Source organism: Mesorhizobium sp. WSM4989, assembly GCF_029625795.1.
In the GTDB taxonomy this organism is placed as follows: Bacteria; Pseudomonadota; Alphaproteobacteria; order Rhizobiales; family Rhizobiaceae; genus Mesorhizobium.
Genome location: NZ_JARTVN010000001.1, coordinates 737318 through 763439, shown reverse-complemented (window position 1 = coordinate 763439; position 26122 = coordinate 737318). Strand labels below are relative to the sequence as shown.

General features: G+C 65.0%; 20 protein-coding genes. 11 read left to right on the top strand and 9 right to left on the bottom strand.

Annotation, left to right across the window (positions count from 1 at the left end; translation table 11 throughout):
- Positions 1-67 precede the first annotated feature (67 nt).
- The 8 genes from ccmI (at position 68) to P9217_RS03830 (ending at position 11346) form a co-directional block, all read left to right on the top strand.
- Positions 68-1204, top strand: coding sequence for a c-type cytochrome biogenesis protein CcmI (gene ccmI, locus P9217_RS03865; RefSeq protein WP_127241378.1), 1137 nt, complete (start codon positions 68-70; stop codon positions 1202-1204).
- 3 nt (positions 1205-1207) lie between these two features.
- The gene (gene ccmE, locus P9217_RS03860) at positions 1208-1651 is read left to right on the top strand and encodes a cytochrome c maturation protein CcmE (protein WP_066997599.1); all 444 of its coding nucleotides are present in this window, start codon (positions 1208-1210) and stop codon (positions 1649-1651) included.
- Complete coding sequence (locus P9217_RS03855) at positions 1651-3642, top strand: heme lyase CcmF/NrfE family subunit (protein ID WP_278086619.1); 1992 nt, start codon at positions 1651-1653, stop codon at positions 3640-3642. The genes ccmE and P9217_RS03855 overlap by 1 nt, the downstream gene beginning before the upstream one ends.
- Positions 3639-4100 (top strand): cytochrome c-type biogenesis protein, encoded by a 462-nt coding sequence (locus tag P9217_RS03850; RefSeq protein WP_127216812.1) that lies wholly within the window; start codon positions 3639-3641, stop codon positions 4098-4100. Before P9217_RS03855 ends, P9217_RS03850 begins: the two co-directional genes overlap by 4 nt.
- 120 nt (positions 4101-4220) lie before the next feature.
- Positions 4221-5765, top strand: a complete 1545-nt coding sequence (locus tag P9217_RS03845; protein WP_095823709.1) for a Do family serine endopeptidase — start codon at positions 4221-4223, stop codon at positions 5763-5765.
- A gap of 356 nt (positions 5766-6121) precedes the next feature.
- Positions 6122-6796, top strand: a complete 675-nt coding sequence (locus tag P9217_RS03840; protein ID WP_066997584.1) for a response regulator transcription factor — start codon at positions 6122-6124, stop codon at positions 6794-6796.
- A 96-nt stretch (positions 6797-6892) separates the two neighbouring features.
- A complete protein-coding gene (locus P9217_RS03835; RefSeq protein WP_067320986.1) occupies positions 6893-8368 on the top strand; it encodes a HAMP domain-containing sensor histidine kinase in 1476 nt (491 codons plus the stop codon).
- Positions 8368-11346, top strand: coding sequence for a bifunctional [glutamine synthetase] adenylyltransferase/[glutamine synthetase]-adenylyl-L-tyrosine phosphorylase (locus P9217_RS03830; protein WP_189413603.1), 2979 nt, complete (start codon positions 8368-8370; stop codon positions 11344-11346). Before P9217_RS03835 ends, P9217_RS03830 begins: the two co-directional genes overlap by 1 nt.
- A gap of 48 nt (positions 11347-11394) precedes the next feature.
- Here P9217_RS03830 and P9217_RS03825 read toward each other — a convergent pair whose 3' ends face one another.
- Positions 11395-13716 carry a PAS domain-containing sensor histidine kinase gene (locus tag P9217_RS03825; RefSeq protein ID WP_278086620.1) on the bottom strand — a complete coding sequence of 774 codons (2322 nt, stop codon included), beginning with the start codon at positions 13714-13716 and terminating at the stop codon, positions 11395-11397.
- Between the two features lie 173 nt (positions 13717-13889).
- Positions 13890-16535 (bottom strand): aminopeptidase N, encoded by a 2646-nt coding sequence (gene pepN, locus P9217_RS03820; RefSeq protein WP_278086621.1) that lies wholly within the window; start codon positions 16533-16535, stop codon positions 13890-13892.
- Between the two features lie 152 nt (positions 16536-16687).
- On the opposite strand from pepN, the gene P9217_RS03815 reads away from it, so the two are divergent.
- Positions 16688-17635, top strand: a complete 948-nt coding sequence (locus tag P9217_RS03815) for a DMT family transporter (RefSeq protein ID WP_278086622.1) — start codon at positions 16688-16690, stop codon at positions 17633-17635.
- Positions 17636-17637: 2 nt separating this feature from the next.
- Here the strand turns inward: P9217_RS03815 and P9217_RS03810 are convergent, their stop codons facing one another.
- The 3 genes from P9217_RS03810 to P9217_RS03800 form a co-directional block, all read right to left on the bottom strand.
- Positions 17638-18450, bottom strand: a complete 813-nt coding sequence (locus P9217_RS03810) for a helix-turn-helix transcriptional regulator (RefSeq protein WP_095800144.1) — start codon at positions 18448-18450, stop codon at positions 17638-17640.
- Between the two features lie 91 nt (positions 18451-18541).
- Complete coding sequence (locus P9217_RS03805) at positions 18542-19465, bottom strand: uracil-DNA glycosylase (protein ID WP_095823702.1); 924 nt, start codon at positions 19463-19465, stop codon at positions 18542-18544.
- A gap of 68 nt (positions 19466-19533) precedes the next feature.
- Entirely contained in the window at positions 19534-20172 is a 639-nt protein-coding gene (locus P9217_RS03800) for a hypothetical protein (protein WP_067321008.1), read from the bottom strand.
- A 251-nt stretch (positions 20173-20423) separates the two neighbouring features.
- On the opposite strand from P9217_RS03800, the gene P9217_RS03795 reads away from it, so the two are divergent.
- Positions 20424-22103: an electron transfer flavoprotein-ubiquinone oxidoreductase gene (locus P9217_RS03795; RefSeq protein WP_095823701.1), complete on the top strand. Its 1680-nt coding sequence runs from the start codon at positions 20424-20426 to the stop codon at positions 22101-22103.
- Between the two features lie 168 nt (positions 22104-22271).
- Entirely contained in the window at positions 22272-22865 is a 594-nt protein-coding gene (locus P9217_RS03790; RefSeq protein WP_066997555.1) for a DUF922 domain-containing protein, read from the top strand.
- Positions 22866-22909: 44 nt separating this feature from the next.
- Here the strand turns inward: P9217_RS03790 and P9217_RS03785 are convergent, their stop codons facing one another.
- The 4 genes from P9217_RS03785 to P9217_RS03770 all read right to left on the bottom strand — a co-directional run bounded on the left by P9217_RS03785 (position 22910) and on the right by P9217_RS03770 (position 26026).
- On the bottom strand, positions 22910-23947 hold the full coding sequence (locus tag P9217_RS03785; protein ID WP_278086623.1) for an endonuclease/exonuclease/phosphatase family protein: 1038 nt from the start codon (positions 23945-23947) through the stop codon (positions 22910-22912).
- 112 nt (positions 23948-24059) lie between these two features.
- Positions 24060-25520 carry an AMP nucleosidase gene (locus tag P9217_RS03780; RefSeq protein WP_245299647.1) on the bottom strand — a complete coding sequence of 487 codons (1461 nt, stop codon included), beginning with the start codon at positions 25518-25520 and terminating at the stop codon, positions 24060-24062.
- A gap of 127 nt (positions 25521-25647) precedes the next feature.
- Positions 25648-25842: a hypothetical protein gene (locus P9217_RS03775; RefSeq protein ID WP_067321018.1), complete on the bottom strand. Its 195-nt coding sequence runs from the start codon at positions 25840-25842 to the stop codon at positions 25648-25650.
- Between the two features lie 31 nt (positions 25843-25873).
- On the bottom strand, positions 25874-26026 hold the full coding sequence (locus tag P9217_RS03770; protein ID WP_164747131.1) for a hypothetical protein: 153 nt from the start codon (positions 26024-26026) through the stop codon (positions 25874-25876).
- Between the last annotated feature and the right edge of the window lie 96 nt (positions 26027-26122).

Here is a 26122-nt window from a genome sequence, read left to right as displayed (position 1 = left end):
TCTGCCGCCAAAGCGTCGCAGGGCGTCCGTGTTGGCAGGGCAGGGCTCTGCCTTTATTGGAATAGCCATGCTGTTCTGGGTCATAGCTGCAATCCTTACGCTGGGCGCCAGCCTGGCGGTGCTTTTGCCGCTGGCCGGCGGCACGAAAGCCGCATCGACCGCCGGCGATCACGATCTCGAAGTCTATCGCGACCAGCTTTCGGAACTCGACCGCGACATGGCGCGCGGTCTCATCCAGCCGGGCGAGGCGGAGGAAGCGCGCGCCGAGATCGGCCGCCGCATTCTGCGTCTCGGCTCGCACAGCCAGGCAAGCGCGCGAGCGCCGCGCCCTGCGCGCGCCGCGAAGCTGGTCGCCACCGCCGCCGTGCTGGCGGTGCCGCTGGTTAGCTGGGGACTTTACGGCTCACTCGGCTCGCCGGATCTGCCCTCGCAGCCGCTGGCCGAACGGCTGGCCAAGAACCCTGCCGAGTCCTCGGTCGACGAGCTGGTTGCCCGCGCCGAGGCGCATCTCGCCGCCAATCCCTCGGACGGCAAGGGCTGGGACGTGCTGGCGCCGGTTTATCTGCGCCTGCAGCGCTACGCCGACGCGGTGACCGCCTATCGCAACGCCATCCGCCTCGACGGCGACAGCGCCGTGCGCCAGGCCGGCCTTGGCGAGGCGATCGCCAACGCTGCCGGCGGGATCGTCACGGCCGAGGCTCAGGGCGCCTTCGACGCGGCCTTGAAGCTCGATCCCGCCAACGCCAAGGCCAATTTCTATCTGGCGATGGGCCTGGCCCAGGAAGGCAGGAAGGCGGAAGCCGCCGCCGCTTGGCAAAAGATGCTCGGTCAGCTTGCGCCCGATTCGCCCTGGCGCAGCGCCGTCCAGCAGGCGCTCGCCGAAACGGCCGAGCCGCCGGCGGCGGCAGGCAAGCCGGCGACCGGCCCGGATGCCGGGCAGGTCGAGGCGGCGCGGCAGATGGCGCCGCAGGACCGGCAGGCAATGATCGAGACCATGGTCGCAAGCCTCGACGACCGGCTGAAACAAAATCCGCGCGACGAGGAGGGGTGGATGCGGCTCATTCGTTCCTATGTTGTGCTCGGCAAGGCCGACCGGGCGCGCGACGCGCTCGGCCGCGCGGTTGCCGTCTTCGGCGCCGACAGCGAGCAGGCCAAGAAATTCACCGCCTTTGCCGCCTCCCTCGGCGTGACGGCGACGGAGTAGGCCATGACGCGCAAGCAGAAGCGATTGTCGGTGATCCTCGCAGGGCTGGCCTTCCTCGGCGCTGCTGCCGGTCTTACCTTCTACGCGCTCGGCCAAAAGGCTTCGTATTTCTACATGCCCGCCGACCTCGCCGCCGCAACCGTCCAGCCCGGACAGCGCATTCGCCTTGGCGGGCTCGTCGAAAAAGGCACCATCGTTCGCGGTCAGGGCGCGACCGTCGCGTTCTCGGTCACCGATGAGCAGAAATCGGTCAAGGTCACCTATACCGGCATCTTGCCCGACCTCTTCCGCGAGGAGCAGGGCGTCATCACCGAAGGCGCTTTCGGCCCGGACGGCGTCTTCGTTGCCGATAGCGTTTTAGCCAAGCACGACGAGCGCTATATGCCCAAGGAAGTCGCCGACGGCTTGAAAGCCAAGGGCGTCTGGCAGGAGAGCAAGAGCCAATAATGGTTGAGACCGGACATTTCGCGCTCGTCCTCGCCTTCGCGCTGTCGCTGGTGCAGATGCTGGTGCCATTGGTCGGCGCCCGCGCCGGCAACCAGCGGCTGATGGCGGTCGGCGGCCCGGTCGCGGTCACCGGCTTTGCGCTCACCGCGCTGTCTTTCACCGCTCTTGCCACCGCCTATGCCGGCTCCGATTTCTCGGTGGCGAGCGTCTGGGAAAACTCCCATTCGCTGCAGCCGATGATCTACAAGATCACCGGCACGTGGGGAAACCACGAAGGCTCGATGCTGCTCTGGGTGCTGATCCTGACCTTCTTCGGCGCGCTCGTCGCTGTCTTCGGTTCCAACTTGCCAGCAACGCTCAAAGCCAATGTTCTGGCCGTGCAGGGCATGATCGGCGCCGCCTTCTTCCTGTTTATCCTGGCGACGTCCAATCCCTTCATCCGGCTGAACCCGGCGCCGATCGAGGGCCGCGATCTCAACCCGATCCTGCAGGACCTCGGCCTCGCCATCCATCCGCCGCTGCTCTATCTCGGCTATGTCGGTTTCTCGATCTGCTTCTCCTTCTCGGTCGCAGCCCTGATCGAAGGCCGCATCGATGCCTCTTGGGCGCGCTGGGTGCGGCCCTGGACGCTGGTCGCCTGGATGTTTTTGACCGGCGGCATCGCCATGGGCTCCTATTGGGCCTATTACGAGCTTGGCTGGGGCGGCTTCTGGTTCTGGGACCCGGTCGAGAACGCTTCCTTCATGCCCTGGCTCGCCGGCACGGCGCTCCTCCATTCGGCAATCGTCATGGAAAAGCGCTCGGCGCTGAAGATCTGGACGCTGCTGCTTGCCATCCTCACCTTCTCGCTGTCGCTGCTCGGCACCTTTCTTGTCCGCTCTGGCGTGCTGACTTCCGTGCATGCCTTCGCCACCGATCCGGCGCGCGGCGTCTTTATCCTCTGCATCCTGACGCTGTTCATCGGCGGCTCGCTGGCGCTGTTTGCGCTGCGCGCTTCCACCCTGACCGCAGGTGGCCTGTTCCAGCCGATCTCGCGTGAAGGCGCGCTCGTGCTCAACAATCTGTTCCTGACCACGGCGACCGCGACGGTGCTCGTCGGCACGCTCTACCCGCTGGCGCTTGAGGCCATCACCGGCGCCAAGATCTCGGTCGGCGCGCCCTTCTTCGACCTGACGTTCGGCCCGCTGATGCTGCCGCTGCTCGCCATCGTGCCGTTTGGTCCGCTGCTTGCCTGGAAGCGCGGCGACGTCCTTGCCGCCTCGCAGCGCCTGATGGCGGCCTTCGGGCTGGCGATCGCCGCGATGCTGGTCACCGGCCTGTTTATCGATGGCGCCTCGGTCTTCGCTGCGCTTGGCGTCGGCCTCGCCGTCTGGCTTGTCGCCGGCGCGCTGACCGACCTTGCCGTCAAGTCGGGCATCGGCTCGGTGGCGCCGGCCGACGTGCTGAGACGCTTTGCCGGCCTGCCGCGCTCGGTCTTCGGCACCGCGCTTGCCCATCTCGGCCTCGGGCTCACCTTGCTCGGCATCGTCGGCACGCTTTCGTTTGGCACGGAGAAGATTCTCACCATGCGCCTCGGCGAGACGGTGGAACTTTCCGGCCACACGCTGCGCTTCGAAGGACTGTTTCCTCAGAAAGGCCCAAACTTCACCGAGGAGCGCGGCCGCTTCCTGCTGATTGGCGCCGATGGCAATGCCGATGGCGAGATCACCTCTGCAAAACGCTTCTATCCGGTGCGGCAGACGGTAACGACCGAGTCCGGCATCAGGACGCTGGGTGTGAGCCAGCTCTATCTGTCGCTCGGCGATGAGGGCAAGGACGGCTCGGTCGTCGTGCGCCTGTGGTGGAAGCCGTTGGTGACGCTGATCTGGGGCGGCGGACTGGTGATGATGGCGGGCGCCGCCGTGTCGCTGCTCGACCGCCGCCTGCGCGTTGGCGCCCCCGCGAGGCGCCGCAAGCCGGCTGCCGCTGCCTTACCCGCGAGCCCGACATGAAAGCGAAGTTTTCGCTCGCCTCGCTGATCCTCCTGCTGGCGTTGGTCTTCGCCGGCGCGGCACAGGCGGTGAAGCCCGATGAGGTGCTGCCCGATCCGGCGCTGGAGGCTCGCGCACGCGCGCTTTCCGAAGGCTTGCGCTGCATGGTCTGCCAGAACCAGTCGATCGACGAATCCGACGCCGATCTGGCCCGCGACCTGCGCGTCCTCGTGCGCCAGCGCCTCGTCGCCGGCGATACCGACCAGCAGGTGATGGATTACATCGTGTCGCGCTACGGCGAGTTCGTTCTCTTGAAGCCGCGCTTCAGCCTGCGCAACGCGCTTTTGTGGGGCACCCCGGCGCTTTTGCTTCTGGCCGGCGGCATCTTCATCGTGCTCAGCACCCGTTCACGCCGCGCGCCGGGCAGCACGCTCAGCGCCGAGGAACAGGCGGCGCTGGACAAGCTGCTGCGCGATTAAAGCGCCAACATTACAAAATTTTCATATATCGGAAATGGCGCCGTAATGTGCGCCTCACTAAGTCTCTTTTCCGAGGATGCTCTCCTGAGCGCATCCACTTCGAAAGAGGAAACGAGACCCATGAATATTGCCCCCGATTCATATTCAAGCACCCGCAAGCGCCTGATGGCGGCTGTCGCGTCCCTGGCCGTCATTGGTGCGGTCGGCGCAGGCGCGCTTGCCACCGGCACTGCGCCCGTGCTGGCCGATGCTGTGCGTGTCGAGGCTCCGCAGGTTCCGAGCTTCGCCGACGTCGTCGAGCGCGTCTCGCCGGCGGTGGTCAGCGTCAAGGTGAAGGCCAAGATCCAGCCGACGGCCGATGACGGCTCCGACGATCAGAACGGCTTCGACAACCTGCCCGACAATCCGCAGCTGCGCCGCTTCTTCAAGGAGTTCCGCGGCTTCGGCGATCAGGGCGGCCAGTTCGGCATGCCCCGCTTCAATCACCGCAACCACGGCAATGGCGAGCCGCGCCCCGTGGCTCAAGGTTCGGGCTTTTTCATTTCCGAGGACGGCTACCTCGTCACCAACAATCACGTGGTTTCGGAAGGCTCCGACTTCACCGTCGTCACCAATGACGGCAAGGAGCTCGACGCCAAGCTGATCGGCACCGATCCGCGCACCGACCTCGCCGTGCTGAAGGTCGATGGCGGTGGCAAGTTCACCTATGTCGACTTCGCCGACGACTCCAAGATCCGCATCGGCGACTGGGTCGTGGCGGTCGGCAACCCGTTCGGCCTCGGCGGCACCGTCACCGCAGGCATCGTTTCGGCCCGCGGCCGCGACATCGGCGCCGGCCCCTATGACGACTTCATCCAGATCGACGCCTCGGTCAACCGCGGCAATTCGGGCGGTCCGACCTTCAACCTCAACGGCCAGGTGATCGGCATCAACACCGCCATCTTCTCGCCGTCGGGCGGCAGTGTCGGCATCGCCTTCGACATTCCGGCCTCGACCGCCAAGCAGGTGGTCGAAGACCTGATGAAGAACGGCTCCGTCCAGCGCGGCTGGCTCGGCGTCGAGATCCAGCCGGTCACCTCCGACATCGCCGAGTCGCTCGGCCTGAAGTCGGACAAGGGCGCGCTGGTTTCGAGCGCGCAGGACGCTGGTCCCGGCAAGAAGGCAGGCATCGTCGCCGGCGATGTCATCACCCAGGTCGACGGCAAGGACGTCGCCTCGCCGAAGGAACTCGCCCGCATGATCGGCGCTTATGCGCCGGGCAAGTCGGTTGATGTCACTGTCTGGCGCAACGGCAAGAACGAGACGGTCAAGGTGGACCTCGGCACGTTGCCTTCGAGCGACAAGCAGGCCTCGAACGAAGACGGCAACAAGCAGGCGGCTCCCGCCAAGGCCGATACGCTTGCCGATCTCGGCCTCACCGTCACCAAGTCGGAAAACGGCAAGGGCCTGGTGGTCACCGATGTCGATCCGGACAGCGATGCGGCCGACCGCGGCATCCAGCCCGGCGACGTCATCACCTCGATCAATTCGAACGAGGTGAACACTACCGACGACGTTTCCAAGGCCATGACCGATGCCTCCAAGTCGGGCCGCAAGGCCGTGCTGATGCAGATCACCCGCGACGATAGCAACCGCTTCGTCGCGCTGCCGGTCGGAAAGGGCTGATCTGAGAGAGCGGTTCAATCGCTCCTCGAGAACGCAGAACCGCTCTAACTCTCTGTTTGACGCAATTCCGGACGGAAACCCGCTTCACGCCTTTCCTGGAATTGCTCAGCGACTTTTCCTTGCGGCGGTTTCAACACCCCCGAGCCGCCGCCGGGAAAACATGGGGCCGAGCACGTCAGTCAGTCACCGTGTTTCGCTCCTGCGGCAGCGGGTTTCCCATCACCCGCTGCCGCTTGCCAAGCACGGTGCCCGCAAGTGGGTACCGGTCTGGGATCACGACATGCGGCTGGCGAACGCAAAGGCGCTGAGTCATGGCTGCCCCTCAACCTTCCAGTGAAATCGCGTATAACGGCTCCATGAAGATTCTCGTCATGGAAGACGACCGCGAGGCTGCGGACTACCTGCAGAAAGCCTTCGCCGAGGCGGGCCACACCGCCCATGTCGCCGGGGACGGCGAGACCGGCTTCGCGCTTGCCGACGCCGGCGACTATGACGTGATGGTGGTCGACCGCATGATGCCGCGCCGCGACGGGCTGTCGGTGATCGCAGCGCTCCGCTCGCGCGGCAACACCACGCCGGTGCTGATCCTGTCGGCGCTGGGCGAGGTCGACGACCGCGTCACCGGGCTGCGCGCCGGCGGCGACGATTATCTCACCAAACCCTACGCTTTTTCCGAATTGCTTGCCCGCGTCGAGGTGTTGAACCGTCGCGCCGGCGCCCGGGAAACCGAGACCGTCTACCGCGTCGGCGATCTCGAGCTCGACCGTCTGTCGCATTCGGTCAAGCGCGCCGGCCGCGAGATCACGCTGCAGCCGCGCGAGTTCCGCCTGCTGGAATATCTGATGCGCCACGCCGGCCAGGTGGTGACGCGCACCATGCTGCTGGAAAATGTCTGGGACTATCATTTCGATCCGCAGACCAACGTCATCGACGTTCATGTCTCGCGCCTGCGCGGCAAGATCGAAAAGGGTTTCGACAAACCGATCCTGCACACCATCCGCGGCGCGGGCTACATGCTGAAAGGCGGCTAGAGCATGATCCCAAACCGAAAGTCAGGGAACGTTTCGGAAAAGATGCTGCAACAAGGGGTTACCGTGCAGCCAATCGTCATCCTGATCTAGGCGAACATGGCTCTTTCCCTGCCGGCCATCATGAAGACGACGGCGGCCCGGCTCTCGGCGCTTTACCTTCTGCTTTTCGCTCTCTGCGCCGTGCTGCTCGTCTTTTACATGACGTCGCTCTCGGCGCGCATGCTGACGGCGCAGACCCAGGACACGATCAATGACGAGATCCTCGGCTTGGCTCGCGCATACAAAAATGGCGGCCTGCCGTTGCTGGTGCGCGTGGTTGAAGCCCGCTCGCGCCAGCCTGGCGCCAACCTCTATCTGATCGCCGACGCCAACGGCCAGATCCTGACCGGCAATGTGCAGAGCCTGGAGCCGGGAATCATCGAAACCGAGGGCTGGACGACGGAGCCCTTTTCGTACCATCGCTTCGGTGAGGGCGAACTCGACCGGTTGCGTGGTGGTGGCACCGATCAGAGCGCGCCGTCCCCGGGCGACAGCAGCGCTCGGTCGGAAGGCGAAGAAGGCCACAACGCTATCGCGCTGGTGCTGCGACTGCCCAATCAGATGATCTTGCTGGTCGGCCGCGATCTTGGCGAGCCCGAGCGCTTCCGGGCCGTCATCCGCCGCGCGCTGATGCTGGCGCTGGGCATGATGGGGCTCGGCGGCCTCTTGATCTGGTTCTTCGTCGGGCGCGCCGCGCTGAAACGCATCGACAGCGTCTCCGACGCAAGTCGCCGCATCATGGGCGGCGACCTTAGCGGACGGCTGCCGGTGACCGGCGCCGGTGACGAATTCGACCGCCTGTCCGAAAACCTCAACACGATGCTTGCCCGTATCGCCATGCTGAACGAGGGGCTGAAGCAGGTCTCCGACAACATCGCTCACGATCTGAAGACGCCACTGACCAGGCTGCGCAACCGCGCCGAAGCCACCCTTGCCGGCAAGCGCAAGACGACGGACTACCGTCAGGCGCTGGAGGGAACGATCGCCGAGTCCGACCAGCTCATCAAGACCTTCAACGCCATCCTGATGATCTCGCGGCTGGAGGCCGGCTATTCCTCCGAGACAACCGGCCCGGTCGACCTCGCCGCTACGGTGAGCGATGTCGTCGAGCTCTACGAGCCGGTGGCGGAAGAGGCGGGCGTCGTGCTGGAAACCGCGGTGCCGGAAGCGGTTACCATCAACGGCAATCGCGAACTGATCGGCCAGGCGCTGTCGAACATCGTCGACAACGCCATCAAATACTCGACCGGCGCCGCCGAGAGCCCGAAGGTGCGCGTCACGCTGGAGCGCATCGGCGGCGAGGTCAAGCTCGCCGTTTCCGACAATGGCCTTGGCATTCCCGACGATGCCGACCGCGCCAGGGTCACCGAGCGTTTCGTGCGGCTGGAGAAGAGCCGTTCGCAGCCGGGCTCGGGCCTGGGCCTTAGCCTCGCCAAGGCGATCATGACTTTCCACAACGGCAGGCTTGATCTTCTGCCCGCCAATCCCGGATTGTCCGTAGTCATGAGTTTCCCGGCCCGGGAGACGCATTGATGGCGGCAAGGATGGCAAAAAAGAAGATCGATACGGAATGGCAACTCCGACCGACGCTGGCGCTTCGCCCGCTCGGCGGCGACCATGCCCGGAGGGAATTGTCCGAGATCGCTGACGCGGCCGAGCAAGACGGCCTTCCGCGTCTGGCCGCGTTCCTCGCCGGCCAGGGAGCACTGCAGGAATTGCTCGCCGCCATCTTCGACCTGTCGCCGTTCCTGCGTGATACGGCCCGCCGCCGTCCGGCCATTCTCGACAAGCTGTTCGACCAGACGATCGAAGCGCGTCTCAACGAGATCGGCGAGGCGGTCGATCGCGCTGCACGGGCCGACAATGTTTCGGAATCGAGCCTGATGATGGAACTCAGGCAGTTCAAGGCCGAAGCGCATTTCCTGATCGCGCTGGCCGATCTGTCCGGCGAGGCCGAAACCGCGCTGACGGTGCGCCGTCTGAGCGACCTGGCGGATGCTTGCACACGCGCCGCCGTCGATTTCCTGCTGCTCGACGCGCACGGGCAGGGCAAGCTCAAGCTGCCCCATCCGGAAGACCCGGCTCGCGGCTCGAGCTGGATTGTGCTCGGCATGGGCAAGCTCGGCGCGCATGAGCTGAATTTTTCCTCCGACATAGACCTCGTCGTCTTCTTCGATCCGGAGGCGCCGGCGGTGGTCGATCCGCTCGATGCGACGGAGCTGTTCTCGCGCCTCACCCGCCGTCTCGTGCGCATCCTGCAGGACCGCACCGAGCATGGCTATGTCTTCCGCACCGATCTGAGATTGCGCCCCGATCCCGGCTCGACCCCGCTGGCGATCCCGGTCGAGGCGGCGCTTCGTTATTATGAGGCCCGCGGCCAGAACTGGGAGCGCGCCGCCATGATCAAGGCGCGGCCGGTGGCCGGAGACCTTGCCTCGGGCTCGGCCTTCCTCAAGGAATTGCAGCCCTATGTCTGGCGGAAATACATGGATTACGCCGCGATCGCCGACGTCCATTCGATCAAGCGCCAGATCCATGCCCACAAGGGCCACGGCGAGATCGCGGTGAAAGGCCATAACGTCAAGCTCGGCCGCGGCGGCATCCGCGAGATCGAGTTCTTCGTCCAGACGCAGCAGCTGATTGCCGGCGGCCGCTTCCCGGAACTGCGGGGCCGCGAAACGGTGCCGATGCTGGACGCGCTCGCCGCACGCGGCTGGATCACCGCCGATGCGCGCGATGCGCTCACCCGACAATACTGGTTCCTGCGCCGTGTCGAGCATGCCGTCCAGATGGTGGCCGACGAGCAGACACATGTCCTGCCAGAAGAGGACGAGGAACTGGAGCGTATCGCGCTGATGCTCGGCTTCACCGGCGAGGCGGAATTCGCGGAAGCTTTCCGCGCCTCGCTGCAGCAGGTCGAGCGCCATTATGCGGCGCTGTTCGAGACGGCACCCGAACTGTCGGCCGGCGTCGGCAATCTGGTCTTCACCGGTGATGTCGACGATCCCGACACGCTGCAGACCTTGCATCGCCTCGGCTTTCAGCGGCCGAGCGACATCTGCCGTGTCATTCGCGGCTGGCATTTCGGCCGATACCGCGTCACCCAGTCGGCGGAGGCGCGCGAGCGGCTGACGGAACTGACGCCGGCGCTGCTGAAAGCCTTCGGCCAGACGCGCCGCGCCGACGAGGCGCTGATCCGCTTCGACGAGTTCCTCGCCGGCCTGCCGGCTGGCATCCAGCTCTTCTCGCTTTTGCAGTCCAATCCGGCACTGCTCAAGCTGATGGCGACGATCATGGGCGCCGCTCCGCGGCTCGCCGCCATCATCACGCGCCGCCCGCATGTGTTCGACGGTCTGCTCGATCCGGCGTTGCTCGCGGAACTGCCCGACCGCGCCTACCTCTCGGCGCGGCTTGCGGCCTTCATCGAGGGCGACCGCGCCTATGAGGATGTGCTTGACCGGCTGCGTATCTTCGCCTCCGAGCAGAAATTCCTGATCGGCGTGCGGCTGCTTGCGGGCTCCATCGATCCCGGGCGCGCCGGTCGCGCCTTCTCCGACCTGGCCGACCTCACGATCGAAGCGGCGCTCAACGCAGTCATCGCCGAGTTCGCGTTGCGCCATGGCAGGATTGCCGGGGGCAGGGTCGCGCTCCTCGGCATGGGCAAGCTGGGCAGCCGCGAGCTCACTGCCGGCTCGGATGTCGATCTGATCCTGCTTTATGACCACGATGCGGATGCGGAAGACTCCGATGGCGAGAAGCCGCTGGCGCCCTCACACTACTACACCCGCATGACGCAGCGGCTGATCGCCGCCGTCTCGGCGCCGACGGCCGAAGGCGTCCTGTATGAGCTCGACCTTCGCTTGCGCCCCTCCGGCAACAAGGGGCCCGTCGCCACCCATGTCGACGCCTATAAGAAATATCAGCGGCAGGATGCCTGGACCTGGGAGCATATGGCGCTGGCACGAGCACGCGCCATCGGCGGTGACGCAGCGCTTTGCGCCGAGGTCGAAGACGAGGTTGCGGCGGTTCTTGCCCAGCCGCGCGACGGCGCCAAGGTGAAGGCGGATGCCTCCGAGATGCGGGCGCTGATCGACACGGAAAAGCCGCCGCGCGATCTCTGGGACATCAAGCTGATCCCCGGCGGCCTGATCGACCTTGAATTCATCGCCCAGGTCGCGGTCATCACCGGCGCGGTCGAGGCTGGTAGGCGGGCAACCGCGACGGCGGAAGTGCTGGCGCGGCTGGCCCCCGGTTACGCGGCGCCTGATGTTCGGCAGGAGCTTTGCGAGGCCTGGAGGCTCTATCTCGCGCTGACCCAGATGATCAGGCTCTGCCTTACCGGCGAGTTCCAGCGCGACGATGTTCCGCCTGGGCTTTCTGATCTGCTTCTGGCGGCCACCGACCTGCCGGATTTCGGTGTGCTCGAAGCACATCTCAAGGAGACGTCGCGAAAGATTCGGAAGGATTTCGACCTTCTGCTTCGCGCGGGAGCGTCGATCTCGCGAGGGTAATCCACGCGTCATTCCTTGACGCCGGCGTTTCGAATTTCAGCGCGCCAGCTAAGCCGCCACCTTGACCATGGGCGGCGCCTTCTTCAGCGGGATGCGCACCGAAACGATGGTGCCGACGCCTTCGGTGGAGCGAATCTTCAGCGCGCCCCCCTGCAGTTCGGCGAGCGAACGCGAGATGGCGAGGCCCAGGCCGGAACCGGTGTGGTTCTTGGAGAACTGGTTTTGCACCTGCTCGAACGGCCGCCCGAGCTTGCTCAGCGCCTGCTTCGGGATACCGCAGCCATTGTCCTCGATGGTGAGCACCAGCGCGCCTGAGGCGCTGCGCGCCCTGACCGTGATCTTGCCGCCCTGTCCGGTGAACTTCACCGCGTTGGAGAGCAGATTGATTGCGATCTGCTTGATCGCGCGGCGGTCGGCGTAGAGCCGCATCGCATCGGCGATGCGCGTCTCTACCGTGATCGACTTCTCCGCCGCCTGCAGCGAGATGACGCGAACCGTTTCCCTGATCAGCGGGCAGAGGTCGATTTCCTCGCGGTCAAGCGAGAACTGGCCGGCCTCGATCTTCGACATGTCGAGAATGTCGTTGATGACGCCGAGCAGGTATTTGCCGCTGCCGTTGATGTCGCTGGCATATTCCTCGTAGCGCTCCGAACCCAGCGGTCCGAACAGGCCTTGCTGCATCAGCTCGGAGAAGCCGATTATGGCGTTGAGCGGTGTGCGCAGTTCATGCGACATATTGGCGAGGAATTCGGACTTCGCCCGGTTGGCGGCCTCGGCGCGCTCGGTTTCCTTCATGTATTTGCGATTGAGCTCGACAAGCTCCTTGGCGCGTTCCTCCTCGGCCCGGCGGGCGAGGCTAAGATCGTGGATGGTCGCCATCAGGCGGCGCTCGCTGTCGACCAGCTTTTCCTGATGCAGCTTGATCTGGGTGATGTCGGAGCCGACCGAGACGATGCCGCCGTCTCTGGTCCTGAGCTCGTTGACCTGCAGCCAGCGTCCGTCGGCGAGCTGGCGCTCCAGCGTCACACCGCCATGCGGCCCGTTGGCGTTGGCCAGCCTGCGCTCCGAGGCGAAGGCGAGCATGCGCTCCTCCAGCATGTCGCGGGTTGCGCCCGGCATCACGTCGCGGTCCGAGAGCCCGTTGTCCTGCTGGAATTTGGAGTTGCACATGATCAGCCGTTCGGCGGCATCCCATAGCACGAAGGATTCGTTGATGTTCTCGATCGCCGTGCGCAGCCGCATGTCCGCCGCTTCCGAGCGCAGCGCGAGATGCCGCTGCTCGGTGACGTCGACGGCGATGCCGATCAGCTGGATCTCGGGCGCTTCCGGGTCGATCACCTGGGCGCGGGCGCGCATCCACACCCATTGGCCGTCGGCGTGGCGCATGCGGAACACCTGGTCGATATGGTCGATCTCGCGCTCGACGATGCAGTTGGCGAGCTCGAAGAGGTCGCCGTCCTCGGGATGGATGATCTCGTCGACCTCGCCGAAGGACAGCATTGTGTCGCAAGGCTCGTAGCCTAGCATGTCGTACATCGAGCGCGACCAGTACATCTTGCCGCGCACCATGTCCCAGTCCCACAACCCGCAGCGGCCGCGCACCAGCGCCATGTCGATGCGCTGATGCGCTTCGAGATAGATGCGGTCGGCCGCCTGGGCGCGCGCCGCCTGGCCGAAATAGGCGTAAAGGATGACGATCAGCACGCCGGCCGTCAGCACGAACAACGTGACGTTGAGCGACACCGTCTTGCGCCAGCTGTCGAACAGCGCCTCCTTGGGCACCAGCACCGCCGCGGCGTTGTTGCGGTCGCCGGTGAGGCTGACGGCGGCGAACCAGTCCTTGCCGCCGATGCTGACATCCATAACGCCGGCGCGGTCGCCGAACATGAACAGCGGCTGGCCGCCGAGCACGAGGCTGTCCAGCGAGCGTCCCTGCCAGCCGGTCGACAATGGCGATACCGCGACGATCTTGAAAGCGCCGTCGGTGATGGCCAGCACGTGGCTGCGACCCATGGCGCCCTGGCGGCTGGTCTTCTCCAGAAGGTCCGTCGCATTCACGGCGGCTGCGTTCGGGTCGGCCGTAATCGCCTGTGCCATCTGGCCGGCGGCTAACGCCAGCACCGACTTGGCGTCGCGTTCGACCGCGTCGCGGTCGTTCACCAGCGACAGGAAGCGCAGTGCGGCGATGACGATCAGGAAGATGATGATCAGTGCGGGGATGGAGCGGCGCAGCAGCGGTTCCGCCGCCAGCAGCCGCTGGTAGGCGGGTTCGGCGATCAGACGCGCATTGCCGGCAGGCCCGCCGCTCCTTGCCTCGCGACGCGCAAAAGCTCTCCCTCCGGGCGCGCCCCACGCGTCCGTCTTGGCCATAAATGGCACTCCCCGATTTGCCGCATACTTGACGATCCGGCTACGCCGCACGTCCGAATCGTCAATAAGGAATCAAAGGTGATTCGCCTTGTCCAGAGGCGCGGCCAAAAAAGATTAAAAGTTGATTGAAATTCGTCGAAACTGCTGATCTCCCCCACGAGGGAGATTGCTAATCACACCAGCGTCCGCTCCACGATGTCGCGCAGGTCGGCCGACAGGTTGTCGGCGTTCGCGATCTGCAGCAGTGCCTGCCTTGCCTTGTTCTGTCGGACCGGTTCCAGCGAGCGCCAGGACCTGAGCGCCGTCGCCAGCCGTGCTGCCACTTGCGGGTTGCGCTTCTCGACCTCCAGCACGGTCTCGGCGAAGAAGCGGTAGCCCTGGCCGTCGGCGAGATGGAAGCCGGTCTGGTTGGCGCTGGAGAAGGTGCCGATCAGCGAGCGCACCCGGTTCGGATTCGCGATCGAGAAGGCAGGGTGCTGCATCAGCCCGCGCACGTTTTCGACGGTCAGCGGCCCCGGCACTCCGGCCTGGATCTGGAACCATTTGTCGAGCACCAGCGCATCGCCGCTGTATCTCGTTTCGAAGGCCGACAGCGCCTCCTCGGCTTGCGCGGAGCCGGCATGGCGGTGCGCCAGCACGGTCAGCGCCGCGGCGCGGTCGGTCATGTTGGTGGCGGCGTTGAAATGCCGCGCGGCAAGCGCCGCGCCTTCGGGCAGGAGCGACAGGTAATCGAGCAGGATGTTGCGCAGCGCGCGGCGCCCAGCGCTTGCCGAGTCGGGCGTGAACGGACCGTTGTCGGCCAGGCTGGCGTAAAGGGCCGAGAAGATCTCGCGATTCGCCATGGCAATCGTCCGCGCCAGCGCCTCGCGGGCGACGAAAATGGCGTCGGGATCGATGCCCTGGCCGATGTCGCGCGCAATATCGGCCTCGCCGGGCAGCGACAGAGCCAGCGCCCGGTAGGCCGGCTCCAGCGTCTCGTCGCGGGCAATGCTTCCGGCAAGCTCGGCGAGCTTTGCGTCGAAGGCCGACTCTTTGCCGCCCAGCAGCTGGCGGAACGCCGCTATGAGCGCGTCGGTGAGCAGCGTGTTGAAGGCCTGCCAGCGCGAGAAAGGATCGCTGTCATGGCTGGCCAGGAAGAACTGGTCGTCGGCCTTCTGCTGCACCGAGAGCGTGATCGGCGTCGAGAAGCCGCGGTTGAGCGACACCGAAGGTCGCTCCGAAACCCCCGAGAAGCGCACCGTGTGCCGCCGCTTTCGGACATGGATGATGCCGTCCTCGACGGTGGCGCCATCGACGGCTGCCCAGGCGACAGGCTTGCCGCCGGCGCCGACCAGGCCGAAGGCCAGGGGAATATGCATCAGCCGCTTGCGGCTTTCCGACGGCGTCGGCGGCACCGACTGTTCGATCTCCAGCGTGAATGCCTTGGCCGCCGCATTGTAGGAGGAACTCACCGTCAGGTTCGGCGTACCGGCCTGATGGTACCAGAGCGCGAACTGCGTGAGGTCTCGGCCAGAAACGTCCTCGAACACTCTGAGGAAGTCCTCGATCGTCGCCGCTTCGCCGTCATGCCGCTCGAAATAGAGGTCCATGCCGGCGCGGAAGGTCTCCGCGCCGAGGATGGTGCGGATCATGCGCACCACTTCCGAGCCCTTCTCGTAGACTGTTGCCGTGTAGAAGTTGTTGATCTCGCGGTAGCGGCGCGGCCTGACCGGATGCGCCAATGGCCCCTGGTCCTCGGGGAACTGATGCGCGCGCAGCGTGCGCACCTCGGCGATGCGCTTTACCGCGCGCGAGCGCTGGTCGGCCGAGAATTCGTGGTCGCGGTAAACCGTCAGCCCTTCCTTCAGGCAGAGCTGGAACCAGTCGCGGCAAGTGATTCTGTTGCCGGTCCAATTATGGAAATATTCATGCGCGATGATCGCCTCGATGTTGGCGAAATCGGCATCGGTCGCCGTCTCCTCGTCGGCAAGCACATATTTGTCGTTGAAGATGTTGAGGCCCTTGTTCTCCATGGCGCCCATGTTGAAGTCGGACACGGCGACGATGTTGAAGACGTCGAGGTCGTATTCGCGGCCGAAGACCTCCTCGTCCCATTTCATCGAGCGCTTCAGCGCATCCATCGCGTAGCCGGCGAGCCGCTCCTTGCCGGGCTCGACATAGATGCCGAGCTCGACCTTGCGGCCGGATAGGGTGGTGAAGCTGCCCGCGACCTTGCCGAGCGCGCCAGCCACTAGCGCAAAGAGATAGGAAGGTTTCGGGTAGGGGTCGTGCCAGACGGCATAGTGCCGGCCATCCGCGAGCGCCCCGCTTTCTACGGGGTTGCCGTTGGACAGCAGCAGCGGCGCCTCGTTGTGCGGCGCCTCGATGCGCACGGTATAGACCGAGAGGACGTCTGGACGGTCGAGGAAATAGGTGATGCGGCGAAACCCCTCCGCCTCGCATTGGGTACAATAGACATTGTTGGAGCGATAAAGGCCCATCAGCGACTCGTTGCTGGACGGCGCGATCTCGGTCTCGAGACGAAGCTCGAAGCGCCGTGCCGCCGGCGGCGTCGGAACGGTCAGCTGGTCGGGCGTAGCCTGATAATCGACTTCCGAGAGTAGCTGCCCGTCGATGGCAACGCCGAGCAGCTTCAGCCCGTCGCCGTCGAGCATCAGTGGCGCGGAAGCGGCGACCCCCTGGCGTCGCTCGACGGTGAGCACGGCAGTGACGCGGGTGGCATCCGGAGACAGACGGAAATCGAGGCTGGTCCGCGGAATGAGATAGTCGCTGGGGCGGTAGTCTTCGAGCTTGAAGACATGGCCGGTATCTGTGCGCATTCCGTCGTTTTTCCTATCAATTCGGGTGGGCAGCAGGCTTTGCTGGTGAGGGAATTCTAAAGTCCGCGCTCTTTACACCAAACGATCACTCGACAAAACTGCGCCAGGGTCTATTTCTGGGCTTCGTTTTCCGACCATCGTCACGAGGCAAGATGACCGTCGATCATCCCGTCGGCCACAATACGCTGCGCGGCATTGCGCTGAAGATCGTCTCCGTGGCGGTCTTTGTCGGCATGCAGACCTGTATCAAGGCGGCCGGCGCCGTGCCCGCCGGACAGATCGTCTTCTTCCGCTCCTTCTTCGCCATCTTGCCGATCATCGCCTTCCTGGCCTTCAAGGGACAGCTGGCCACCGCATTCGCCACGAAACGGCCGTTCAACCACATCGCGCGCGGCGTCGTCGGCGTCGGTGCCATGGGGCTCGGCTTCTTCGCGCTGACCAGGTTGCCACTTCCCGAAGCGATCACGCTGAATTACGCCCAGCCGCTGCTGGTCGTGGTGTTCTCTTCGATCTTCCTGGGCGAGACGATCCGCGTCTATCGCTGGAGCGCGGTCGCCTTCGGCCTCGTCGGCGTGTTAGTCGTTTCCTGGCCGGAACTGACGCTGTTGAATTCCGACGAGGCGCTCCACGACCAGGAGGTGCTTGGCGTCATGGCGGCGCTGATCGCCGCGACGATCTCGGCCGTCGCCATGCTTCTGGTGCGCAATCTCGTGCAGACCGAGAAGACGGCGACCATCGTGCTGTGGTTTTCCTCGACGGCGAGCGTGCTGGCGCTGCTCACCCTGCCTTTCGGCTGGCAGATGCTGACGCCGATGCAAGCCGCGCTGCTTGTCATGGCAGGCTTCTGCGGCGGGCTCGGCCAGATCCTGATGACGGCCGCCTACCGCCACGCCGAGGCTTCGGTCGTGGCGCCTTTCGAATATTGCTCGATGATTCTCGGCGTCGTCATCGGCTATCTTGTGTTCGGCGATGTGACGTCGCTCAACACGCTGATCGGCGGCGTGATTGTGGTTGCCGCCGGCATCTTCATCATCTGGCGCGAAAGGCAACTTGGCCTCGAGCGCACGCGCACCCGAAGGGCGACGCCGCCGCAGGGGTAAGCCTACGAAGCGGCCGTCCGCTCCTTCGCCAGCCGCACCAGCACGGTCCGCGTCTGGTCGTCGGCGGGGAAGAAGGATTCGATCGCCAGCTCCGACAGCGTCACGTCGAGCGGCGTACCGAAGACGGTGATCGTGCTGATGAAGGACAGCACCTGATCGCCATGCGCGAGCCTGAGCGGATGGACGATGCCGCTTGGCTCGACCGGCGCCGGCCGGCTGCTCCTCAGCCCGGACGGATAGCCGCGCAATTCCTTCTCCAACTCGATCAGCATGGAGTCGCCGGTGGCGTCGTTCTGGTGCTTGAGGCGCTCGAGCAGATGCGCGCGCCATTCCGCGAGGTTGACGATGCGCGGCGCGACGCCACCGGGATGCAGGCTGAGCCTCAGCACATTGACCGGCGGCTTGAGCAGCCACGGCTCCGAGACGTCGGCCAGGAACGGGCCGATCGCCGCGTTGGCGCAAACGAGGTTCCAGTGCCGGTCGACCGCCAGCGCCGGGAAGGGCTCGTGGCCCTTGAGCACCGTCTCGACCGCAGCCATCGCCGGCGCCAGCGTCGTATCGGTCAGCGGCCTTTCGCTGAAGCTCGGCGCGAAGCCGGCCGCGAGCAAAAGCTGGTTGCGCTGGCGTAGAGGAATGGCAAGCTGCTCGGCCAGATGCAGCACCATCTCGCGCGAAGGCTGGGCGCGGCCGCTTTCGACGAAGGAGAGATGCCGCTGCGAGATATCGGCTTCCATGGCGAGGTCGAGCTGGCTCATGCGCCGGCGCGTGCGCCACTCGCGAATGAGGCTGCCGGCGGAGACGTCGGGTGTTGTCATGGGGGATGAGTAGGCCGGCGAGGGGAGTAATTCAATTACCTGAGAGGTTATCGCTCCCCTTCTCCCTTGTTGTGGGAGAAGGGAAGGTGCTTCACCCCAACGCCCTCAGTTTCGCCTTCACCTCGAGAAAATCCCGCCACGCCAGCTTCTTGTGTGCAGGCGTGCGAAGCAGATACGCCGGATGCAGCGTCGGCATCGCTGGAATGGCAATGCCCGACTGGGTGGTGTGGACGCGCCAATTGCCGCGCAGGCGCAGGATGCCCTCGGTCGTGTTGAGCAGCGTCTTGGCGGAAGGGCCGCCGAGATTGACCAGCACCTTCGGATTGACCAGCTCGATCTGCCTTTCGATGAACGGGCGGCAGATCTCGGTCTCGTGCGGCGTCGGCGTTCGGTTGCCCGGCGGGCGCCACGGGATGACGTTGGCAATATAGGCCGATGTCCGGTCGAGGCCGATCGCTGCCAGCATGCTGTCGAGCAGCCGTCCGGAGCGGCCGACGAAGGGCAGCCCTTCGAGGTCCTCGTCGCGGCCCGGCGCCTCGCCGACGAGCATCAGGTCGGCATTCGGGTTGCCGTCGGCGAAGACCAGGTTCTTGGCGGTGAATTTGAGATTGCAGCCGTCGAACGCCGCCATCTGCTGGCGCAGTTCGTCAAGCGTCGAGGCGCTCGCCGCCAGCTGCCGCGCGAGCTTGATCTGCCCCTCGTCGGGGACCGTGGCGGTGGTGAGCGTCGGGCGCCGCGGCGCATCGGGCACTTGGCTTGCGTCAAGTCCCGTCGATGCCGCCGGCCGTTCCGCCGCCCGGCCTGCCTCCAATCCGGGCTCCGATGCCGGCCGCTCCAGGGGCATGCTTTCACGCGCGGTCGCCGCCTGCGCCGGCGCGCGCTCGGCTTGCTTCGGCTTGGCCTCGGCGAAGCGGTTGACAGGCGTGTCTTCCAGCGCCTCGTCAACGCCGGCGCTGGCATAGAAGGCCAGCAGCTCTGCGATATCGATCGGGTTGTTGGGGGAGGCGGCAGTCATGGCGCCACCATCGTCCGCGCGGCAAAGATTTGCAACCGCCGGGAATTCGCCATTCAGCGCAATGTCTGTCAGCCCGTCGGTATGCGCGGATCCTGCACCAGGAAGAATGTCCAGCGCGGCGTGTAGTCGGTGATCAGGAACTCGAACGTCGCCGTCTTCAGCGGGTCGACCTTGCCGTTCTTGAACAAGAGCCGGTCATAGGGTTCGAACTGGCGGTCGAAATCGGCGAAGTTGCTCGAGACGATGTTGTCGGGATTCTTGTTGCGCTGGTCGAAGGAGAGACCGTCGCCGAACACGCTCGGCTGGTCGAGGATTTCCTGCAGCTCGAACTGGAACTCGACCCAGGGCAGGGAGCTGTTGTTGAGCACGTCGATGCGCATGTACATAACCCCATTGGCCACGTTGCCGGCCCTGCCGAAGGCTTCGATCGGCCGGATCGCGCGGATGGTCAGCGTCACTGGCGTCGCCGAATTCAGCTCCTCGGTGATGACCAGCGGGTCATCCTTGGTGCCAATTCCGGAAGCGCCGGTGATGCGGAAGCCGCCGAGCTCGTCGGAAAAGGAGTAGGCGCCGGCCGCCCAGACTTTCTGCGGATCGGCCTGGGCGGCGCCGAGCGAAAAGAGGAGCGGAAGAACCGCGCGGCAGAGCACGCCGAGCGTGAAGAGTAAGCGCTTCAATGAAAAGCCGATTGGCTCGGGAGTGCGCATGGGGCCAAGTATTGCCGATAAGCAAGCCGTCGAACAATTAAAAACGTGCCGGACAGGCCTGGCCTTCCAACTGCATGGCCCTGGCCTATGCTTCGCCGTCGCCTGTCCGATGGCCGTTTCGCATGGAACACCGCGACTTTTTGTCGAAATCGGCTTTGTCACGTCAGCGCCGGTTTCGCGTCGCGAATTGATGCGCTATGCAGCGCGTGAGCCAGCAAAATGCGAGAATAGGGCAAGCCAGCGAGGGGCAGATGAGCGAAATCGAACGCGAGAGCATGGAATTCGACGTGGTCATCGTCGGCGCCGGTCCGGCCGGCCTTGCCGCGGCGATCCGTCTGAAGCAGCTCAACCCCGACCTTTCCGTCGTCGTGCTGGAAAAGGGCGGCGAGGTCGGCGCCCATATCCTATCCGGCGCCGTCGTCGACCCGATCGGCATCGACCGCCTTTTGCCGGGCTGGCGCGAGGAGGAAGGGCACCCTTTCAAGACGCCTGTCACCGACGATCATTTCCTGGTGCTCGGCCCCGCCGGGTCCTTCCGCCTGCCCAACTTCCTGATGCCGCCACTGATGAACAATCACGGCAACTACATCGTCTCGCTCGGCAATGTCTGCCGCTGGCTGGCGACCAAGGCCGAGGCGCTCGGCGTCGAGATTTATCCGGGCTTTGCCGCGGCGAGCCTTGTCTACAACGAAGCCGGCGCCGTGACCGGCGTGATCACTGGCGACATGGGCGTCGAGAAGGACGGCACGCATGGCCCGGCCTACGCTCCGGGCATGGCGCTGATGGGCAAATACGTGCTGATCGGCGAGGGCGCGCGCGGCTCTTTGGCCAAGCAACTGATCGACAAATACCAGCTTGCCGACGGCCGCGAGCCCGCCAAGTTCGGCATCGGTCTCAAGGAACTCTGGCAGGTCAAGCCTGAGAACCACAAGCCGGGGCTGGTGCAGCACTCCTTCGGCTGGCCGCTCGACATGAAAACCGGCGGCGGCTCCTTCCTCTACCATCTCGAAGACAACCAGGTGGCGGTCGGCTTCGTCGTCCATCTGAACTATAAGAACCCCTGGCTCTCGCCCTTCGAGGAATTCCAGCGCTTCAAGACTCATCCGGCGATCAGAGGCACCTTCGAGGGCGCCAAGCGGATCGGCTATGGCGCTCGCGCCATCACCGAGGGGGGCTGGCAATCGGTGCCGAAGCTTTCATTCCCGGGCGGCGTGCTGATGGGCTGCGCGGCCGGCTTCGTCAACGTGCCCCGCATCAAGGGCTCGCACAATGCGGTGCTGTCGGGCATGCTGGCGGCCGAGCATGTCGCGGACGCCATTGCCGCCGGCCGGGCCAATGACGAGCTCGCCTCCTATGAAGACGCCTGGCGCGGCAGCGACATCGGCAGGGACCTGAAGAAGGTGCGCAACGTCAAGCCGCTGTGGTCGCGCTTCGGCACCATCGTCGGTGTCGGCATCGGTGGTCTCGACATGTGGCTGAACACGCTGTTCGGCTTCTCGCCCTTCGGCACGCTGAAGCACGGCAAGGCCGACTATGCGACGCTCGAGCCCGCCTCCAAGCACCAGAAAATCGCTTATCCGAAGGCGGATGGCGTCTTGACCTTCGACCGGCTCTCCTCGGTGTTTTTGTCCAACACCAACCATGAGGAAAATGAGCCCGTGCACCTCATCGTCGGCGACATGGCGCTGCAGCAGCGTTCCGAGCACGACGTGTTCGCCGGGCCATCGACCCGCTACTGCCCGGCCGGCGTCTATGAGTGGGTGGACAAGGACGGCAATGCCGCTGCCGACCCGTCCGCCAAGGACGTGCGCTTCGTCATCAACGCGCAGAACTGCGTCCACTGCAAGACTTGCGACATCAAGGACCCGAACCGGAACATCAATTGGGTGCCCCCGCAAGGCGGAGAGGGGCCGGTCTACCAAGGCATGTGAGCCCCACGTCTGGCCGCACCGGCTCGCCAGCCGCCATCCTGCGGCTGGCGAGAGCCGGGTAACAGGCGGCACCTACGAGCAATACCGGTTGCGACGGCGCAACCTCAAGGCTGTTGAATCCGCTGCCTGCTTGTGTTCCCTTTCCCTAAGGATAGGGAGGAGACGGTTATGCGCATGGCGGTTCTGACATGCCTTGTCGCTCTCGGCGCGCTCTGCGCGCCGCAGGCTTCGGCCGGCACCAGGGTGCTGGTCCAGACGCGCACCTATGACATTGCCGGCAATTCGGGCGCGGCGCTCATCGAGGCGATGGGCAGCAAAGGTCCCAAGCACGGCTTCATGACGCATGCCATCGCCCAGACCGCCTATACGGCCGACTGGGAGCTTGGCGTTATCCAGGACAAGGGCTCGTGCCGGATACGGCAGGCAAACGGAACGCTCAGTCTCTTTTACACTTTCCCCCGCTTGGCGTCGCCAGCCACGCCTGCATTGAAGAAGCGCTGGAACCGGTTCTTCGCCGGCGTGCGCGCCCACGAGGGAACCCATGGCCGCATTGCCCGGGAAATGATGCGCGTCACCGATCGCTCGATCACCGGTCTTAGGGTCGCTAACGACCCTTATTGCTACAAGGCGCGCAGCGAGGCGCGCCGGCGCATCCAGGCCGTCTATGCCGAATACGAGGCCAGGCAAAATGCCTTCGATGCCCGCGAGCACCGCGAAGGCGGTCATGTCGAGCACCTCGTCGCTGCTTTGATCAGGCCTTAGCGGCACAAGCAGAAACCGGCGATGCGGCGGGAAGCAATGCGACGCTAACCGCCCGTGTTGCCAAGTTGTGCGTTTGCCGCCAGCGCCGACTGATGCTCGTCCTCGGGCTGTCGGCCGTCGGACCGCAACGAGAACTCGATCAGCACCGGCAAGTGGTCGGAACCGGCGTCTTCCAGCCGCGTCGCCGAGTGGATGGTCACGGCGCCCTTGCTGAACACCTGGTCGATCGGCAGGCCGGCGAAGCGCCGGATGAAATCCGGTAGCTTCCGATGGATCCAGGTCGGCCCGGCCGACGGCATAACGCTCAGTCCGCCGAGCGAGGCGACACGACGCACCGCAGCGCTCCACGGCACGGCGTTGCAGTCGCCGGCCATGATGGCGGTTTCGCCGAGCGCGGCAAGCGGCCCCGCCAGCTCGCCGATCTGCCAGTACTGCTCGCGCGGCCACGGCCAGCTCAAATGGATTGCCGCGACATCGACGCCGGTGCCGCCGAAATCGACCGTGGCGGTAGCCATCGCGCCGCGCGGCTCGCAATGCGGCGCCGTGCCGGCGGCAAAAGGCCGTCGCGAGAGCAGCGCGACGCCGAACACGCCGTTGGGGTAGGGGCAGAGGATGCGGTACGGATAGGCGCCGGTGATATAGCCGAGCTCTCTCGTCCACATTCCCGACACCTCGTCGAGGGTGATCACATCAGGGTTGGTGCGGCCGATCAGCGACAGCACCTTCTTGGGCGTCGGATTGTCGAAGCGAAGATTGATCTGCAGCAGGCTGTAGACGATACGGTCGGCAGGTTTGGCGACCGCCTGCTGCGGCCACAACCTGGGCAGCGCGCTGGCCGTCGTGGCGAGGCAGGCGAGGGCGAAGAGCAGCGCTGCTGCCGCCTGCAGCCGGTAGGAACTGGCAAGCAGCGCCACCGCCAGCAGCGCCGTGAGCACGCTCAGATGAATACGAAAATGCGAGAACGAATCGAGGGCCGGATGCAGCGCGCCGAGGAATCCGGCCAGCAGCGCGGCCGTGAGTGCCGTCATCGCCAGGAATGCCACCCCAGCCGTCATGTTTGAGCGCGCGCCGCCTGTTGTCATGGTCAGTCGTGTTCTGCCGAATGTCGCCGGCATCTTTTTGCAGCGACATACTCTCGCTCAGGCCTGCTTATCGGCAAAATTGCGGCCCGGGCAAGACGATGAGTTGCCTCGGCTACTGGAAAGCAGTCTCGGAGAAGCTTCTCAACTTGCGCGAATGCAGCCGCTCCATCGGCATTTCGGCCAGCTTCTCCATCGCCCTGATGCCGATGGTGAGGTGCTGCGCCACCTGCCGCTTGTAGAATTCCGTCGCCATGCCGGGCAGTTTCAGTTCGCCATGCAAAGGCTTGTCGGAGACGCACAGCAGCGTGCCGTAGGGCACGCGGAAGCGGAAGCCGTTGGCGGCGATCGTCGCCGATTCCATGTCGAGCGCAATGGCGCGCGACTGCGAAAGGCGCTGCACCGGTCCGCGCTGGTCACGCAGTTCCCAGTTGCGGTTGTCGATGGTGGCGACGGTGCCGGTGCGCATAATGCGCTTGAGATCGTAGCCGGAAAGTCCCGTTACCTCGGCGACCGCTTCCTGCAGCGCCACCTGGATCTCGGCCAGCGGCGGGATCGGCACCCAGACCGGCAGGTCGTCGTCGAGCACATGATCCTCGCGCACATAAGCATGGGCCAGCACATAGTCGCCCAGTGCCTGCGTATTGCGCAGGCCGGCGCAGTGGCCGAGCATCACCCAGGCATGTGGCCGAAGCACCGCGATATGGTCGGTGATGGTCTTGGCGTTGGACGGGCCGACGCCGATATTGACCATGGTGATGCCGCCATGGCCCGACTTCTTCAGGTGGTAGGCCGGCATTTGCGGCAGGCGCTGTGGCGGGGTGCCTTCGCTCGCCGCGCCGGCCCCGGCCTTAGTCACGAGGTTGCCCGGCTCGACGAATTCGCTGTAACCGCCGCCGCCGCTCTCCATCAGCTCGCGGGCCCGCGCCACGAACTCGTCGATGTAAAACTGGTAATTGGTGAACAGCACGAAATTCTGGAAATGCTGCGGGCTGGTCGCCGTGTAGTGCGTCATGCGGTGCAGCGAATAGTCGATGCGCTGGGCCGTGAACGGCGCCAGCGGCCTCGGCTCGCCGAACGCCACCTCGAAAGTGCCGTTGGCGATCTGGTCGTCCGTGCCGTCGAGATCCGGCACGTCGAACAGGTCGCGGATCGGCCGCCTGATCCGCTCGGCAGCCGTGCCATCGACATAGGTGCCCTCCAGGAAGGCGAAATGCAGCGGGATCGGCGTCGTCGATTCCGACACCGTGACCTGGACGCCGTGATTGCGCATGATGAGCCGAAGCTGCTCGACGAGATAGTTCTCGAACAGCTTTGGCTGGGTGATGGTGGTGGCAAAATGCCCGGGCGTCGGCATATGGCCGTAGGCCTGGCGCGAGTCGATCTGCGTGAACGAGGTGGTGGTGACGCCGATCTGCGGATAGAAGGCCCGGTAGCGCCTGCTCTCGTCGCCGCCGGCGGCGAGCTTGGCGAAGGAATCGCGCAGGAATTTGGTGTTGCGGTCGTAGAGCGCCTCCAGCGCCGCGACCGCCTTCTTGGCGTCGTCAAAACTCTGCCTGCCGAAAGGCTCCGGCATGACGACCGATTCGATGGCTTGGGGGTAGATTCGCTTTTCCATGGCCCAATATAGGGATTTGGAAGAGCGCTTGGGAGGGGGAGGCGGGCGCGAAGCCCGCCTTGCGGAGTATTTTTCTCTGGCCGTGTCAGCCACGCTGCAGGCTGACCAGCAGCACGAAGCCGATGCCTGCCTTCTTCGGCGTTGGCGCCTCGATGACCGAACCGGCGTCGGCGCGCATCATCGGCACCGCCAGCACAGGAGCGGCAAGCACCATCAGGATGAGCATCGCCCGCGGCAGGAGCCGAAGAGCTTTGAGGGTGGAGGCAGCGATGCGGTTCATGGTGTCGTTCCGGTTTCGAGTATTGGTCGTTTCAGCGGCCGAAATGGTTCATGCAGTCCAGCCGGCAGGTATCGGCCATTCGCGGTGAGCGCGCCGGACGGCCGGCTTCGGCCACGAGGATGGCGAAGAACATGCCGAACAGGCTCATCAGCAGGCAGACGATGGTGAAGCGGCGGACAAGCATTGGTCTCTCCTTCAATGGCGAGGAGAATGCCCGAACGCCTCTGAACCGGTTCTGAGACCGGTATTCATCTGCGGTTCAAATTGGCTGATGGGGTCA